The sequence below is a fragment of the Streptomyces sp. NPDC043176 genome, from assembly GCF_056436715.1.
In genome coordinates this window covers 168,255-183,501 of the sequence record NZ_JBWKCA010000009.1, presented here as the reverse complement: position 1 = coordinate 183,501, position 15,247 = coordinate 168,255, and the positions used below count along the sequence as shown (strand labels likewise).

The following is a 15,247-nucleotide window of genomic DNA, read 5'->3' as shown; positions in this document are numbered from 1 at the left end:
AAGCGGTGTTGATCACGGAAATGGCGGTCCCCGGCGCGTACCGCGTCGAGCCCGAGCCGCTGAGTGACCGGCGCGGGTACTTCTTCGAGTCGGTGAAGACCAGCGCCCTGCTGGCCGACAGCGGCTGGGAGTTCTCGGTCCGCCAGGTCAACTACTCGGTGTCGAGGCGGAACACCCTGCGGGGCATCCACGGCACCAAGGTCCCGCCCGGCCAGGCGAAGTTCGTCACGTGCGTCCGGGGGAGCGCGCTCGACATCGCCGTCGACCTCCGCGTGGGCTCCCCGACGTTCGGCCACTACGACGTCACCTACCAGAGCCCGGAGTCGGGGACGGCGGTCTACCTGCCCGACGGGGTCGGCCACGCCTTCCTCGCCCTCACCGACGACACGTGCATGAGCTACCTCTGCTCGCAGGAGTACGTGCCCGGGACGATGATCGACGTCGACGCGCTCGATCCGGAGCTGGCGCTGCCGTGGAACCTGACGGAACCCCCCATCCGCTCGGACAAGGACGCGGTGGCCCCCACCCTGGCCGAGGCCGCGGCCGCCGGCCTGCTGCCGACCTACGAGCAGTGCCTGCCGCGACCCTTCCTCGCCCTGTGAACATCGGATTCGGGTGGCGTGCGCGGCGGATGAACGCAAGAATTCGGATTTGATGATCGCGCCGTGAGGCGCGGGAAATGTGTGGAGGTGGCGATGGCGGAGACCAAGCGCAAGCCGGGGACGCCGGGGGCGTTCTCCCGGTGGATGCAGAAGCGAATGAACGCCCGGATGATCCGCAAGGTTCGCGACGGCAAGGCCACGTTCATGGGAATGGACGTGCTCATCCTCAACACGGTCGGCAGCCGCAGCGGCCAGCCGCGGGTCACGCCGGTGGCCTGGTTCGGTGACGGGAAGGACGCCTGGCTGAGCATCGCCTCGGGCGGTGGCACCCAGAACCCCGACTGGTACACGAACCTGATGGCCAACCCGGAGCGGGCGACGGTCGAGCTGCCCGGCGGCGACCCGGTGAAGATCACGCCCGTCAAGCTCACGGGCGAGGAGCGCGAGGCGGCGTGGAAGCTCATCTCCACCGCGCAGCCCCGGATGATCAAGTACCAGAGCAAGTCCGAGCGCCAGTACCCGATCGTCAAGATGATCCCTCGGTAAGGCGGCTCGTACGAAGGAGCGGCAGTCGGTGTCCTCGGACACCGGCTGCCGCTCCTTCGTCCTCCGGCCCCCGCCGGCTCCGCCGGCCCCCGCTCAGCGAGCGGTGGCGGCGGCGGTGGCGTGGGCGCGGATCCGGGCCATCAACTCGGCCTGCCGCACGAGGTCCTGGTGGTGCGCCGCGCGCGCCGCCGGATCGACGACGGCGTCGTGGAACGCCGAGAACACACCCAGGAACTGGTCCGAGGCAGGCGCCGCGATCCTGGTCACCCGGTCCCGCTGCTCCAGGGCCAGCACCGGGCGGGCCTCGCGGGACGGGGTGAAGGCCCACTCCAGGGTCAGCCGCCCCTCGGTGCCCCAGAGGTCGTACGTCGACCGGTAGCTGTGCGACAGACCGAAGGAACAGTTCGCGGTGACGCCGGCGTCGTCGCGCAGCAGCGCCACGCCCGACACGTCCACGCCGAGCTCCGGCGCGAACTCCAGACCGGCCCCCAGCACCGTCGGCGCCGCGCCCAGGTACGCCTGGGCCGCGCGCACCGGATAGCAGCCGACCTCCCACAGGGACCCGCCGCCGAGCTCCGCCTGGTACTTGATCCCGTTCGGGTCGGTCGGCGGGATGCCGAACACGCCGTTGAAGGCCCGGAGTTCACCGATGGCCCCGTCGGCGACCAGGGACTGGGCCAGATCGTGCTGGGGGTGGCGGAGGAACGCGAAGTTCTCCATGACGAGCAGCCCGCGCTCCTCGGCGAGGGCGACGAGCTCCCGCGCGGTCTCCTCGGTGGAGACGGCCGGCTTCTCGATCAGGACGTGCTTGCCCGCCTTCAGTGCCCGGCGCGCCCATTCGGCGTGCTCGCTGTTGGGCAGCGGGATGTAGACCGCGTCGACGCCCGGCTGTTCGAGGAGCCGGTCGTACCCGGCGACGGCCTCGCAGCCGTACGGCGCCGCGACGCGCTCGGCCTTCTCCAGGGCCCGGCTCGCGACCGCCACCAGGTGGAACGGCGACTCCTGGACGGCCGGAAGGGCCCGCCGTACGGCGATGTCGGCGCAGCCGATGACGCCGATGCCGACGCCGGGCTTCCGGTCGGATTCCTGAAGGGGTGTCAGAGCTTCCATTTTCACAGATCCACCTAAACGACAAGAGGAATTCGCGTGCCTGAACCGGGATGAGGCAAGGATGGAGAGGGGGTGCATTGTTCGTCAATGCCGCCGGTATTCGCTCTTCCCGCCCGCGAGCGAGGTGACTTTCGGCGGCGCGTTCTTCCGCTATAAAGTGCGGGCATCCGCCACATTGGCACCGAATAGATTGAGGAGGCGCCACGGTGAAGGGCATCATCCTGGCCGGCGGCAATGGTACGAGGCTCCACCCGATCACCCTCGGTGTATCAAAGCAAATGCTCCCGGTCTACGACAAGCCGATGATTTACTACCCGCTGTCGGCCCTCATGCTGGCCGGGATCACCGACATCGAGATCATCACCACCCCCGAGGACCAGGAGATGTTCCGCCGGCTGCTCGGCGACGGCTCGTGGCTCGGCATCAACCTGACCTACGCGGAACAGGACAAGCCCCGCGGTCTCGCCGACGCCTTCCTCGTCTCCGCCGACCACATCGGCGACGACTCCGTCGCCCTGGTCCTCGGCGACAACATCTTCCACGGCTACGAGTTCGGCCCCATGCTCCAGCGCGCCTCCCAGGACCTGCGGGGCTGTGTCCTGTTCGGCTACCCGGTGCGCGACCCCGAGCGGTACGGCGTCGGCACGCTCGACGCCCAGGGGCGGCTGATCGGCCTGGAGGAGAAGCCCGCCAAGCCGCAGACGAACCTGGCCATCACCGGGCTCTACCTCTACGACAACCAGGTCGTGGACATCGCCCGGGAGCTGAAGCCCTCGGAACGCGGCGAACTGGAGATCACCGACCTCAACCGCGTCTACCTGGAGCGGGGCGAGGCCACCCTGATCCCGCTCGGCCGCGGCTTCGTCTGGCTCGACACCGGCACCCACGACGCGCTCATGGAGGCCGGCGACTACGTCCAGGTCCTCGAACACCGGCAGGGCGTCCGCATCGCCTGTCTCGAGGAGATCGCCTGGCGCATGGGCTACATAGACCGCGAGACCTGTTACCGGCTCGGCAGCCGCCTCGCGAAGTCGTCCTACGGCCGATACATCATGGAAATGGCCGAGGCGGGCTGACCCCTGACGAGCACCGGAATCAACTGATCCGCATTCTCACGGAAGAGGTACGACCTCCATGAAAATACTGTTCACCGTCGGTGGCAGCCAGGCGGCCGTCTTCGGCGTCGCCCCTCTCGCCTCGGCCGCGCGGAACGCGGGCCACGAGATCCTCCTCGCCGCCGACGAGCCGCTGATGGAGGCCGCGGCCTCCGTCGGCCTCCCCGCCGTCTGCATCACCCCCGAACGCATGCGGTACGGCCAGGAGTCCATGACCGCCACCGTCCGGCTCGACGCCCTCCTGGAGCTCGCCGGGTCCTGGACCCCCGACCTCGTCGTCGGCGGCCTCTCGCACGTCCCCCGGCTGCTCGCCGCCCGCCTGAAGGTCCCGTACGTCCGCCACATCTGGCACATCGCCCCGATGGCGCGCCGCGACCGCACCGCCGTCGCGGAACTCCAGCCGGAGCTGGAGCGCCTGGGCCTGACCGCGCTGCCGGACCCCGACCTCTTCATCGACCTCTGCCCGCCGCCGGTCCGCCCCGAGGGCGCCCCCGCCGCGCGGTCGATGCGCTGGGTCCCGCGGGTCAGCCAGCGCCGCCTCGAACCGTGGATGTACACGAAGCCCGAGGGCCGCCGCCGCGTGCTCATCACCGCCGGCACCCGCAACCTGATGCTCGACACCCCCGGCAGCTCGCTGCGGAAGCTGGTGGACGAACTGACCGGGACCGGCGCCGAGGTGCTCATCGCCGCGCTCCCCGAGGCCGCCGAGAAGTACGGTGCCGAGCTCGGCGACGTGCGCATCGGCTGGCTGCCCCTCGACGTCGTCGCCCCCACCTGCGACCTGGCGGTCCACCACGGCGGCGCCACCACCGCGATGTCGCTGGTCAACGCGGGCGTGCCGCAGGTGATCATCCCCGACAACGGCTACGGCAAGGCCGTCGCGGAGTCGGTGGCGGGCTTCGGCGCCGCCCTGATGGTCGACAAGCACCGCCTCGCCGGCCGCGACGCCGACGAGGTGATCGTCGAGGCGTGCCGGACGATCCTGTCGGACCCCGGCTACGCCGAGCGGACCCGGCTCCTGGCCGCGGAGGCCGCCACGCTCCCCACCCCCGACGAGGTGCTGCGCGAACTCGAGGCGCTCGTCGCCGCCTGACCCCCCACCGGAAAGGGCCGGCCGGTCTGCTGACCGTCCGGCCCTTCCGTGTGTCCGCGCAGCGAAGTGCCCGTGCCCGTCTGTCTGCGCGGCCGTGTGCCCGCATGTCTGCGTGCCTGTGTGTCCGCATGTCCGTGTGGGCCGTGTGGGCCGTGTGCCCGTGTGCCCGTGTGCCCGCATTCCGCGTGGCCGCGTTTCCGTGTGTCCGCGCGGCCCGGCGGCGGGTGCCCGGGAACGCCGATCGCCCCGGGACCGAGGAGAGGGGCTCTCCGTGGTCCCGGGGCGACGGGCGCCGGCCGGGGGCATGCTCAGCGGGAGACGAGGGCCTCCAGCTTGGGCACGATCTCGGCGGGCGTCGGCAGCGTCGAGATCTCCTTGGCGAGGAACTGCGTCCGCTCGGTGTAGCTCGGGTTCTCCAGGAGCTCCTTGCAGGCGGCCGCGATCGTCGCGCCGGGCGCCTGGTCGGGCTGCTCCTGCACCGGCCACAGCGTCTTGCCGGCGCCGAACCCGGTGATCGCCTTGGCGATCGACTCCCGGTGGTAGTTCGGGGGGAACTCCGGGGGGTTCTCCGGGATGATCAGCTGCGGCACGCCGTTGGCCATCAGGGTCGTGGCCGTGGTCGCGCCACCGTGGTGGACCGCCAGGTCACAGGTGGCCGCGGCGACGTCCATCGGGATCCACCCGACGCGGGCGTCGCCCAGCTGCCCGCCGAAGCGCTCGGCGGCACCGGGGGAGGCGGCGATGAGCACCTCGGCCCCCAGCTTGTCCAGCTCGCTGACCAGCAGCGGCATGGACCAGCCCGGGTCGCGGAACATCAGGCTGCGGAAGCCCGAGGTGACCAGCACACGACGACGGCCTTCCGGCTTCGTGTACATCCAGCGCTCCAGGCGGCGCTGCGGGTTGCTGGGGATCCAGCGGATCGGCTGGGCCGTGGGGTCGTGGGACGGCCGCAGCGACGGCGGGGTGGAGTCGAGGAGCAGGTCGGGCTTGAGCAGCCCGTCCACGCCCAGGCGCTCCAGCTCGGGCCGGAGCTCCTCCTCCGCACCCGGGTCGATGCCGGTGAGGGGGATGCCCAGGTACTCGACCTGGCGGACGTACGGGACCTTGAGGTGCGCGGCGAGCAGCATCGCCGCGTAGCTCTGCGAGCTGCCGACGACGACGTCCGGGGTCCAGTCCTTCGACAGCTCGAGGAGGGACTCGACGCCGGCCAGACCCATGCGGGCGAAGCCGCGGCCCTGGCCGAACATCTCCTCGTCACCGAGCTCGCGGGGGAACCGCAGGCCCTTGCCGGGGTTCGTGATCCGCATGAAGTGCCGGATCGGGTCGACCGTGTAGCAGAAGGTGGGAATTCCGATGGCCTCCGCGGTATCCACCCACGGTTCGTGGGCGGCCAGCATGACCTGGTGACCCGCGTTCCGTGCGGCCGTCGCCAGCGGTGCGGCGGCGTAGAAGGTGGCCTGGCTGCCCGTGGTGATGAACAGGATTTTCATGGCACTCCGGATGCTTTTCGAGAGACGCGGCCTGACGTATTTGTGAACAGCACCGATGTTCCCCAGGGCGCGCTTTTTCTGTCAATCGACCGCGAAAAGGAGAAGGGCGTTCGATTGCGGATTCCGCGCAGTTGAACACGGTGAACACTCGACCCTGTTGCCGCCGCACCGGGTCCTGACCACCATATGGTCAGGACGTGCAGGCGAGAAAGCCTCTTTAAAGCGGATACAGAAAGCGGTGGCCCAGATGAACACGCTGATCTACAACGCCCGTATGGCTCTCCGGGACATCATGGAAGTCAACATCTACACGCAGGGCAACGACAAGGTGTATCTCACCGTTTTCCCGGACCTGATCTGGGAGGGCACCGAGGAGACCCACACCGAGAAGGTCGTCCACTCCATCGTCGAGCGCCTCCACGACATGGACCTCGCCCTCGCCGGCGGCGACGCCGACATCCGGACCCTGGTGGACTCCGGCGTCGTGGAGATCGTCCGCAAGGTCGCCTGAAATCCGGTGCGCCGCGCCGTCGTTCCCGGCGGGCCCGCGGCCGATCCTGAGGAGGTACGACGGTCGTGATCGCCCGTTATTCATTGCCCGAGATGGCGGAACTCTGGTCCGACCAGGCCCGCTACACCACCTGGACCGAGGTCGAGGTGCTGGCCTCGGAGGCCCAGGCGCTCCTCGGGCGGGTCCCCGAGGCCGCCCTGGAGGACATCCGGCGGGCCAGGGTGCCGGCGGCGGCGCGGGTGGCGGAACTGGAGCGGGACCGGGACCACGAGATCCTCTCCTTCCTCGCCGCGTTCTGCGAGGACCTGCCGGACGACTCCGCCCGGTGGGTCCACCTCGGGATGACGAGCTACGACCTGGTGGACACGGCGCTCGGGCACACCCTGGCCCGGGCCTGCGACCTCCTGATCGGCGCGGCGCGGCGACTGCGCGGGGTGCTGGTCGACAAGGCGGTCGAGCACTGGGACACGGCGTGCATCGGCCGCACCCACGGCATGCACGCCGAACCCACCACCTTCGGCCACAAGCTCGCCGGTTTCGCCTTCGCGGTCGACCGCTCGGTCCGGCGTCTCGTGGACGCCCGTGAGCAGGTCGCGGTGGGCACCATCTCCGGTTCCGTGGGCACGTACGCGCTGATCGACCCCTTCGTCGAGGAGCACGTGTGCGCCGCGCTCGGCCTGGGCGTGGAGCCGGCGCCGAGTCAGGTCGTGGCCCGTGACCGGCACGCCCAGCTCGTCCAGGCGATCGCGACCCTCGGCGCCTGCGTCGAGCAGATCGCCGTCGAGGTCCGGCTGCTGTCCCGCAGCGAGGTCCGCGAGGTGGAGGAGCCCCGTACGGCCGCCTACCAGGGGTCGAGCGCCATGCCGCACAAGCGGAACCCGACGACCAGCGAGCGGCTCTCCGGCCTCGCCCGGCTGCTGCGCGGCCACGCCGGGACGATGCTGGAGAACGTGGCGCTCTGGCACGAGCGGGACCTGTCCCACTCGTCGGTCGAACGGGTCGTCCTGCCCGACGCGTTCACCGTCGCGCACTACCAGGTGACCGCGGCCGCCGACCTCGTCCGGGACCTCCAGGTGTTCCCGGACCGGATGCGGTCCGCGATCGACCAGACCAACGGCCTCGCCTACAGCTCGGCGGTCCTCGCCGACCTCCTGGAGAGCGGCAGCGAGCGGGAGAGCACCTACCGCATGATCCAGGACGCCGCGAACGGCGAGGACTTCTTCACCCTGCTCAGGACCGAGGGCATCGACGCCGATCCCGTCGGACCCGAGCGCTACCTGGTACACCACGACGTCATCTACAAGCGGTTGGAGAACCTTCGTGAGCTGGAGCATTGAGCGGGAGAACGGCCCCGACCTCGACCTCGGGGACGTTCTGCGGGTCTACCGCGAGTCGGGCCTCGGCGAGCGCCGGCCCGTCGAGGAGACCGAGCGCATGGCGGCCATGGTGCGGAACGCCAACCTGGTCGTCACCTGCCGCGTCGACGGCGAGCTCGTGGGCATCGCCCGCAGCATCTCGGACTTCTCCTACGTGACGTACCTGTCCGACATCGCCGTCGTCCGCGACCACCAGCGCTCGGGCATCGGCCGGGAGCTCATCGACGCGACCCGCAAGGAGGCGCCGCAGGCCAAGATCGTCCTGCTGTCGGCTCCCGCGGCGACCGAGTACTACCCGCACATCGGCTTCACCGCCCACCAGTCGGCCTGGGTCTTGAACCCCTGAGCCGTCCCCGTCCGCCCGTGCCCGCGTCCTTCCCCCGGCGCGGGCACCGGCATGTCCCCCCGCCCCCGCGGGCGGTGCCTCCTCAGTGGTGGCCGCCGCCGTGCAGGTGCGCGGCCGGGGTCACCACGAGGGGCCTCATCATGTGCTGCTCGTGCTCCAGCATGTGGCAGTGGTGGACGCCCCTGCCGACGACCGGGAACCGGACCGCGACGGTGACGAGTTCGCCCGGGGTGCCGTTCGGCCCCGGCACGATCTGGCCCGCCGTGCCGACCCGGACGACGTCCTTCTCCCCGAGCTCGTGCGGTTCCAGGGCCGACGCCGCCCTGAACGCGATGGGCCGGGCCGAACCGCGGGCGATCCGGTCGAAGCCGGTGATGTCGTAGCTCTCCCTGGACATCACCTGGAAGTGCGCCAGGTGGATGTGCATGGGGTGGGGCGCGGCGGTGAGGTTGAGGTACTTCCAGATCTCCGTGCCGCCGTGCGCCGTGGTGATCGTGTTGCCGTCGTCGTACGCCATCGACGTCCTGCGCAGGGTCGTGACGGTCCCCCCGGCGTCGCGGACCTGGACGACGCCGGCGGCCGGGAAGGACAGGCCCGCCGGGTCGGTCTCCTCCATCTCCCACAGTTCCGGCATGTTCCCCGTGCCGGGGCCGACCGTCACGATCCACCGCGGGCGGTGGCCGTGCGGCAGGTCGTCGTGGGTGAGGCGCTTGAAGGTGGGGGAGAGGACCTCGGGCAGCGCGAACCGCTTCGAGGGCTTCCGGTCGGCGACGCGGAACTGCATGACGTCGGGTTCGAGGAGGTCGTTGCGCCGGTCCGGGGCGCCGGGCGTGACGCCCTGGAGGGTGTTGACCAGCTTCACCGCCCGCCCGCGGAACGCGCTGAAGTCGACCAGCACGTCGACGCGTTCGCCGGGGGAGAGGTTGATCGCCCCGTCGACCGCCACCGGCCGGTCGATCAGCCCGTGGTCGGTGCCGATCACCTGGAGCGCGCCGGGCACGGGCAGGCCGTCCGCGAGCAGCATCAGCCGGTAGATCCGGGAGTTCGCGGTGTTGACGATCCGGAAGCGGTACCAGCGCGGATCGACCTCCAGATAGGGCCAGATCACGCCGTTGACCAGGGTGTACGGGGCCGCGTGGGGGCGCATCAGCCGCTGCGCGCCGACCATCTCCACCTTGTGGAGCAGCCGGCCGGTGAGGGCGCCCGACGCGTCCGTCACGAAGTTGCGGTCGCTGAGGACCAGCGGCACGTCGTGCGCGCCCTTGGGCAGGCCGAGCGCCTTCTCCTCCGCGTTGCGCGAGACGAACAGGCCCGCGAGCCCCGCGTACACGCTGAAGCGGCTGAGGTGGTGGGTGTGGTCGTGGTACCAGAGCGTGGTGGCCGCCTGGTCGTTCGGGTATGCCGACAGCTGGACGTCACCCGGGCCGATCAGGTTCTCCATCCAGCCGTCGTTGCCGCCGCCGGTCAGCATGCCGTGCAGGTGCGCGGCGCCCCACGGCGGCATCGCGGCCACCCCGGGAACCTCCTGGCAGCCCTCCGCCCCCGGGTAGTTGGACAGCGGGTCGGTCATCGGGCCCTTGGCCTGGCCGAAGTCGACGGCGGTCACTGGTATGTCGCCGGTCAGGTGGTTCTCCCAGGCGACCCGCAGCGGCCGGCCGCTGACCGTCTCGATCGTCGGCCCCGGGTAGACGCCCTCGTACGTCCACATGGTCACCGGCGGCAGTTCGGAGTGCAGGGTGACGTCGGCGGTGCGCATGCGCACGGTCAGTTCGTCGTGGTCGCCGCGCTCGCGGGGCCGGAGCACCGGCGGTATCCGCAGCGGGTCCCTGAACTTGGTCAGCATCAGCCCGGCGGCCGACGGCTCGGGCGCGCCGGGGGCGGCCACGGCCGCGGCCCCCGACCTGGTGAAGGCGGGGACCGCGGCGGCCATCGCGGCCAGGCCGGCGACGGAGCCGTAGCGGAGCACGGTACGCCGGTTCGGTCCGGGAAGGTCGATTCCTTCGTGATGTGTCGGTTCCATGCGGGGAAGCTAGGAACGTCCGCTCACGCCGTACTCGAGTTCGGCTGCAGGTTTCCGGCCAATCCTGTTCCGCTTGTGTTTGGGAGCGTCCCTAGCGCAGCGCCACCGCCATCTCGGTGTCCCGGTTGACCAGCGTCGCGTACTGGCCGCCGAGCGAGAGGAGTTCGTCGTGGGTGCCGCGCTCCGCGACCCGGCCCCGGTCGAGCACGATGATCTCGTCCGCGTCCCGGACGGTGGACAGCCGGTGGGCGACCGTGATGGTCGTACGGCCGGCGCTCGCCGCGTCGATCGCCCCCTGAACGGCCTGCTCCGTCTGGGTGTCCAGGGCACTGGTCGCCTCGTCGAGCACCAGGACCGGTGGGTCGCGCAGGATCGCGCGGGCGATCGCCAGCCGCTGCTTCTCCCCGCCGGAGAACCGGTACCCGCGCTCGCCGACCACCGTGTCGTAGCCGTCCGGCAGGGACATCAGGTAGTCGTGGATCTGCGCGATCCGCGCCGCCGCGACCAGCTCCTCGTCGGTGGCCTCCGGCTTCGCGAACCGAAGGTTGTCGGCCACGGTCGCGTGGAACAGGTACGTCTCCTGGGAGACCACCCCGACCGTGGCGGCGAGCGTCGCGAACGACAGGTCGCGCACGTCGACCCCGTCGATCGTGACCGTGCCCGACGTCGGGTCGTACAGGCGCGGGATGAGATAGCTGAGCGTGGTCTTGCCCGAACCGGTCTCCCCGACGATCGCGAGGCTCCGCCCGGCGGGCACGGTCACGTCCACCCCGTCGAGCGTCGGCCGTTCCGCGGAGGCGTACGAGAAGCCGATCCCCCGCATGCGCACCTCGCCCCGCAGCTCCTTCGGCTCCACCGGGTGCTCCGGCTCGGCGACGTCCACCGGCAGGTCGAGGTACTCGAAGATCCGGCCGAAGAGCTCCAGGGAGCTCTGGAGGTCGATCCCGATGGTCAGCAGCCGCTGCGCCGGCCGGAACAGGGCCTGCTGCAGCGTGGTGAAGGCGACCAGCGCGCCGATCGAGATGGCCATGTGGCCGCCGCTCCCGGTCAGCCCCGCCACCCAGTAGATGACCGCCGGCATGGACGCCATGACGACCCAGATCGTCGACTGGTACCAGAGGCCCGCCGTGCTCGCCCGCACCTCGATCTCGGTGAGCTTGCGCGACTGCCGGGCGAAGTTGTCGGTCAGCGAACGCGAACGGCCCATGGTGTGGCCGAGCATGATCCCGCTGACCGACAGGGACTCCTGCACGATCGACGACAGGTCGGCGAACTGCCGCTGCCGGTCACGGGTGATGACCCGCCGCTCGTCGCCGACGTGCCGGCTCACCCACACGAACGCCGGCAGGATCACCAGCGACGCGATCGTGAGCCGCCAGTCCAGCAGCGCCATCGCCGTGGTCGTCGCGACGACGATGGTCACGTCCGACACCAGCGCCGTCGCCGTGGTCGTCACGGTGACCTGCATCCCGCCGATGTCGTGCGCGATCCGCGACTGCACCTCGCCCGTGCGGGTCCGGGTGAAGAAGGCCAGCGACATGCGCTGGAGGTGCCCGTACACGGCCGTCCGCAGGTCGTGCATGACGAGCTGGCCGATCCTGGCGGACACGTGGGTCTGCCAGACGTTGAACGTACTCGTCGCGATCGACACGACGATCATGCCGAGGGCGAGTGCGGACAGCAGCCCGGTCCGGCCCTGCGGCAGCGCCACGTCCATGATCTCGCGGATCAGGAACGGGTTGACGAGGGAGACCAGGGACGAACCCACGACCAGCGACGCGACGAACAGCAGGCTCCGCCGGTACGGGCGGAACAGCCGGAGGATGCGGCGTTTCTGGGCGGGGAGATGAGCGGTGGCCGACCCGGTGGTGCTCACCCTGGTCTCCTTCTCTTTCGGCTTTTCCGGCGCTTGCGGTCAGTTCCAGTCGACGGCGCGCACGACGACGGCGGAGTTGAAGCCGCCGCGGCCCCGCGCGAGCACGAGCGCCGTCGTCACCGGGGCGCGGCGCTCCTCGGTGACCAGGTCCAGGTCGTAGTCGGGGGAGAGGGTGACGTTCGCCGTCGGCGGGATCACCCCGTCCCGCATGGCGAGGAAGGCGGTGGCCACGTCCAGGGGCGCGGCCCCCGAACCCAGCCGGCCCGTCATGGTCTTGGGCGCCGTGACCGGGACCGCCCGCGCCCCGAAGACCCCGGTGATCGCCGTCGCCTCGATCCGGTCGAGCTCCGGGGTGCCGGCCGCGTCGGCGAAGACGACGTCGATGTCGCCCGCCGCCAGACCGGCGTCGGCCAGCGCGATCTCGATCGCCTTCCGCAGCGTCGGCTCCCGCCCGCTGTCCGGCGCCGGGTCGAACGTCGAGCCGTAGCCGAGGATCTCCCCGTAGACCCGGCTCGCGCCGCGCCGGCGGGCCGCCTCGGCGTCCTCCAGGATCAGCAGGGCGCCGCCCTCGCCGGGCACGTAGCCGGACGCCTCGGCGTCGAAGGGCAGGTACGCCCGGTCGGGCCGCTCCTCGGTGCTCATGTCCCCGGTGGTCACATGGGCCACCCAGCCCCACGGGCAGATGGCGGCGTCGACCCCGCCGGACAGGATCAGATCGCTGCCCTTGCGGACCAGCCGGCGCGCGTGCGCGAGCGCGTCCAGCCCGCCCGCCTGGTCGCTGACGACGACGCCGCTCGGGCCGCGCAGCCCGTGCCGGATCGAGATCTGGCCGGTGTTCACCGCGTAGAACCAGGCGAAGGACTGGTACGCGCTGACGTACTGGCTGCCCTGGCTCCACAGGTTCTGCAGCTGACCCTGGCCGAACTCGAAGCCGCCGGAGGTGCTGGCGGTCATCACGCCCATGCCGTACTCGTCCGCCTCCTCCGTGCTCACCCCGGCGTCGCCCAGGGCGTGCTCGGCGCCGACGAGGGCCAGCTGCGTCATCCGGTCGGTCTGCGGGATGAGCCTGCTCGGCAGGTGCTCCTTGACCTCGAAGCCGTCCACCTCGCCGGCGAGCCGGGACGGGTAGCGCTCCGGATCGAAGCGCGTGACGCGGCGGATGCCGCTCCTGGACGCGCGGGTGGCGTCCCAGTACTCCTCCGTGCCGAAGCCGTTCGGGGAGACGATGCCGATGCCGGTCACCACGACCTGGGTGCTCATGCCGTCGTGTTCCTGTCCGGTCGGGCGAGGACCATCGCGCTCTGGAAACCGCCGAACCCGCTGCCGACGGTCAGCACCGCGTCGGTGCGCCAGTCGCGCGCGGTCAGCGGCACGTAGTCGAGGTCGCAGTCGGGGTCGGGCTTGTGCAGGTTGGCTGTCGGTGGCACCACGTGGTTCTCCATGGCCAGGACGGAGGCGGCGATCTCGATCGAGCCGATCGCGCCGAGCGAGTGCCCGACCATCGACTTGATCGAGCTCACGGGGGTTCGGTAGGCGTGCTCGCCGAGGCTGCGCTTGAACGCGCTCGTCTCGTGGCGGTCGTTCTGCTTGGTTCCCGAGCCGTGCGCGTTGATGTAGTCGACGGCCTGCGGGGCGAGCCTCGCCTCGTCGAGCGCCGAGCGGATCGCCTCGGCCATCTCCCGGCCGTCGGGACGCAGCCCGGTCATGTGGAAGGCGTTGCAGCGGCTGGCGTAACCGGCGATCTCGGCGTAGATGTGGGCCCCGCGACGGCGCGCGGACTCCAGCTCCTCCAGGACGAACATCGCGGCGCCCTCGCCGAGGACGAAGCCGTTGCGGGTCAGGTCGAAGGGCCGGGAGGCGTGCTCCGGGTCGTCGTTGCGCGGGGTGGTCGCCTTGATCGCGTCGAAGCACGCGACGGAGATCGGCGAGATCGGCGCGTCCGTGGCACCCGTGACGACCACGTCGGCCGAGCCGTCGCGGATCAGCTCGGCCGCGTAGCCGACCGAGTCGATGCCCGAGGTGCATCCGGTGGAGACCACGGTCGAGGGACCCTCGGCGCCGACCGCCCAGGCGACCTCGGCGGCGAAGGAGCTCGGGACGAAGTAGTTGTAGAGGTGGGGGACCGCGTACTCGTGGTCGACGAGGTCGAGCCGGCCGCCGTCGCTGACGACCCGGTACTCCTCGTCGAGCCCCATGGTGGCGCCGACGGCACTGCCGATCGCCACGCCCACCCGGTGCGGCTCGACCGAGCCGAGTTCGAGCCCGCTGTCCGCCAGCGCCTCACGGGCCGTGACCAGCGCGAACTGGGCGGCCCTGTCGGTGCGCCGGATCTCCTGCGGGGTCAGCCCGTGCTCGTACGGGTCGAAGTCGATCTCGGCCGCGATCCGGGAACGGAACGGCGTCGGGTCGAAGAAGGTGATCCCCCGCGTCGCCGTGCGCCCCTCGCTGAGCAGGCTCCAGAAGTTCTTGGTGCCGATGCCGCCCGGAGCCGTCACGCCGACGCCGGTGATGACCACACGCCGGCCGGTCACGCCGACTCCCAGGTGTAGAACCGCTTCGCCATGGCGTCGGCGGGCGAACGCCAGGTCGCCGGGTCGTACGCCTCGATGAACGGCTTCAGGTCCTGGCTGATCCCGACGAACCGCGGGTCGCTCTTCGCCTGTTCGATGAGCTCGCCGCCGTTGTCGTCGTCGAAGTCCTGAAGGTGGAAGTAAAGGCCGTTGTACATGAAGAGCTGACGTCGCCGCGTTCCCATGCGGTGCGGCATCTCGGTCTCGTCGAAAGCCGCGAAAAGCCGAGCCACGTCGGCACTCGAACGGGCATCCATTCTGGCCACTATCAGATTGCTGTGCATTCGACCGCCTCCTCGATGATTTGCTGCGCCTATCGCAGATGCTTGACCAGTGCCGCCCATGTGGCGAGCTCCTCTTCCGACAGCGGTGGCAGGCAGGGCTGGTCGGCAAGCGGGATCCCGAAGTCCCTCCCGTCGTAGGGGGGATACATTCCGCTCCACGCAAAACCCATCCACATCAGGCCCTCACCGAAGTTCTTCGATAGGGATCGCATGGCGGATCTGAGCCTCGCGACCATGTCAATCTCCATTCGCCGGGAACCACCCACCGCCACCTTGTGCGATGTCCCTCAAGAAGGGGTCGGAGGTGC

Annotated in this window: 14 protein-coding genes; 7 read left to right on the top strand and 7 right to left on the bottom strand. The window is 70.6% G+C overall.

Going from position 1 to position 15,247, the window contains the following annotated elements; all coding sequences use genetic code 11:
- The first annotated feature begins 5 nt into the window (after positions 1-5).
- Entirely contained in the window at positions 6-602 is a 597-nt protein-coding gene (locus tag AC067A_RS17445) for a dTDP-4-dehydrorhamnose 3,5-epimerase family protein (RefSeq protein WP_479243322.1), read from the top strand.
- A gap of 93 nt (positions 603-695) precedes the next feature.
- Entirely contained in the window at positions 696-1,148 is a 453-nt protein-coding gene (locus AC067A_RS17440; protein ID WP_479243321.1) for a nitroreductase/quinone reductase family protein, read from the top strand.
- Between the two features lie 93 nt (positions 1,149-1,241).
- Here the strand turns inward: AC067A_RS17440 and AC067A_RS17435 are convergent, their stop codons facing one another.
- A complete protein-coding gene (locus AC067A_RS17435) occupies positions 1,242-2,258 on the bottom strand; it encodes a Gfo/Idh/MocA family protein (protein WP_479243320.1) in 1,017 nt (338 codons plus the stop codon).
- A 206-nt stretch (positions 2,259-2,464) separates the two neighbouring features.
- On the opposite strand from AC067A_RS17435, the gene rfbA reads away from it, so the two are divergent.
- Positions 2,465-3,334, top strand: a complete 870-nt coding sequence (rfbA, locus tag AC067A_RS17430; RefSeq protein WP_479243319.1) for a glucose-1-phosphate thymidylyltransferase RfbA — start codon at positions 2,465-2,467, stop codon at positions 3,332-3,334.
- A 58-nt stretch (positions 3,335-3,392) separates the two neighbouring features.
- A complete protein-coding gene (locus AC067A_RS17425; RefSeq protein WP_479243318.1) occupies positions 3,393-4,466 on the top strand; it encodes a glycosyltransferase in 1,074 nt (357 codons plus the stop codon).
- Positions 4,467-4,774: 308 nt separating this feature from the next.
- Here the strand turns inward: AC067A_RS17425 and AC067A_RS17420 are convergent, their stop codons facing one another.
- Positions 4,775-5,956 carry a glycosyltransferase gene (locus AC067A_RS17420; RefSeq protein ID WP_479243317.1) on the bottom strand — a complete coding sequence of 394 codons (1,182 nt, stop codon included), beginning with the start codon at positions 5,954-5,956 and terminating at the stop codon, positions 4,775-4,777.
- Positions 5,957-6,203: 247 nt separating this feature from the next.
- On the opposite strand from AC067A_RS17420, the gene AC067A_RS17415 reads away from it, so the two are divergent.
- The 3 genes from AC067A_RS17415 to AC067A_RS17405 all read left to right on the top strand — a co-directional run bounded on the left by AC067A_RS17415 (position 6,204) and on the right by AC067A_RS17405 (position 8,189).
- Positions 6,204-6,467 carry a hypothetical protein gene (locus AC067A_RS17415; RefSeq protein ID WP_367828023.1) on the top strand — a complete coding sequence of 88 codons (264 nt, stop codon included), beginning with the start codon at positions 6,204-6,206 and terminating at the stop codon, positions 6,465-6,467.
- Positions 6,468-6,532: 65 nt separating this feature from the next.
- Entirely contained in the window at positions 6,533-7,804 is a 1,272-nt protein-coding gene (gene purB / locus AC067A_RS17410) for an adenylosuccinate lyase (RefSeq protein ID WP_479243316.1), read from the top strand.
- Positions 7,788-8,189 (top strand): GNAT family N-acetyltransferase, encoded by a 402-nt coding sequence (locus AC067A_RS17405; RefSeq protein WP_017237277.1) that lies wholly within the window; start codon positions 7,788-7,790, stop codon positions 8,187-8,189. Before purB ends, AC067A_RS17405 begins: the two co-directional genes overlap by 17 nt.
- A gap of 82 nt (positions 8,190-8,271) precedes the next feature.
- On the opposite strand, the gene AC067A_RS17400 is transcribed toward AC067A_RS17405, so the two are convergent.
- From AC067A_RS17400 to AC067A_RS17380, 5 genes are all read right to left on the bottom strand, one after another.
- Entirely contained in the window at positions 8,272-10,209 is a 1,938-nt protein-coding gene (locus AC067A_RS17400) for a multicopper oxidase family protein (RefSeq protein ID WP_479243315.1), read from the bottom strand.
- Positions 10,210-10,300: 91 nt separating this feature from the next.
- Complete coding sequence (locus AC067A_RS17395; protein ID WP_479243314.1) at positions 10,301-12,085, bottom strand: ABC transporter ATP-binding protein; 1,785 nt, start codon at positions 12,083-12,085, stop codon at positions 10,301-10,303.
- Positions 12,086-12,124: 39 nt separating this feature from the next.
- Entirely contained in the window at positions 12,125-13,345 is a 1,221-nt protein-coding gene (locus AC067A_RS17390; protein ID WP_479243313.1) for a ketosynthase chain-length factor, read from the bottom strand.
- Entirely contained in the window at positions 13,342-14,616 is a 1,275-nt protein-coding gene (locus AC067A_RS17385; RefSeq protein ID WP_479243312.1) for a beta-ketoacyl-[acyl-carrier-protein] synthase family protein, read from the bottom strand. Before AC067A_RS17385 ends, AC067A_RS17390 begins: the two co-directional genes overlap by 4 nt.
- On the bottom strand, positions 14,613-14,939 hold the full coding sequence (locus tag AC067A_RS17380) for a TcmI family type II polyketide cyclase (protein WP_033205688.1): 327 nt from the start codon (positions 14,937-14,939) through the stop codon (positions 14,613-14,615). The genes AC067A_RS17385 and AC067A_RS17380 overlap by 4 nt, the downstream gene beginning before the upstream one ends.
- Between the last annotated feature and the right edge of the window lie 308 nt (positions 14,940-15,247).

Coding starts and splice junctions, on each gene's coding strand:
- AC067A_RS17425 (WP_479243318.1), top strand. CDS start 3,393: ATGAAAATACTGTTCACCGTCGGTGGCAGCCAGGCGGCCGTCTTCGGC.
- AC067A_RS17380 (WP_033205688.1), bottom strand. CDS start 14,939: ATGCACAGCAATCTGATAGTGGCCAGAATGGATGCCCGTTCGAGTGCC.
- AC067A_RS17400 (WP_479243315.1), bottom strand. CDS start 10,209: ATGGAACCGACACATCACGAAGGAATCGACCTTCCCGGACCGAACCGG.
- AC067A_RS17415 (WP_367828023.1), top strand. CDS start 6,204: ATGAACACGCTGATCTACAACGCCCGTATGGCTCTCCGGGACATCATG.
- AC067A_RS17440 (WP_479243321.1), top strand. CDS start 696: ATGGCGGAGACCAAGCGCAAGCCGGGGACGCCGGGGGCGTTCTCCCGG.
- AC067A_RS17420 (WP_479243317.1), bottom strand. CDS start 5,956: ATGAAAATCCTGTTCATCACCACGGGCAGCCAGGCCACCTTCTACGCC.
- AC067A_RS17390 (WP_479243313.1), bottom strand. CDS start 13,345: ATGAGCACCCAGGTCGTGGTGACCGGCATCGGCATCGTCTCCCCGAAC.
- AC067A_RS17435 (WP_479243320.1), bottom strand. CDS start 2,258: ATGGAAGCTCTGACACCCCTTCAGGAATCCGACCGGAAGCCCGGCGTC.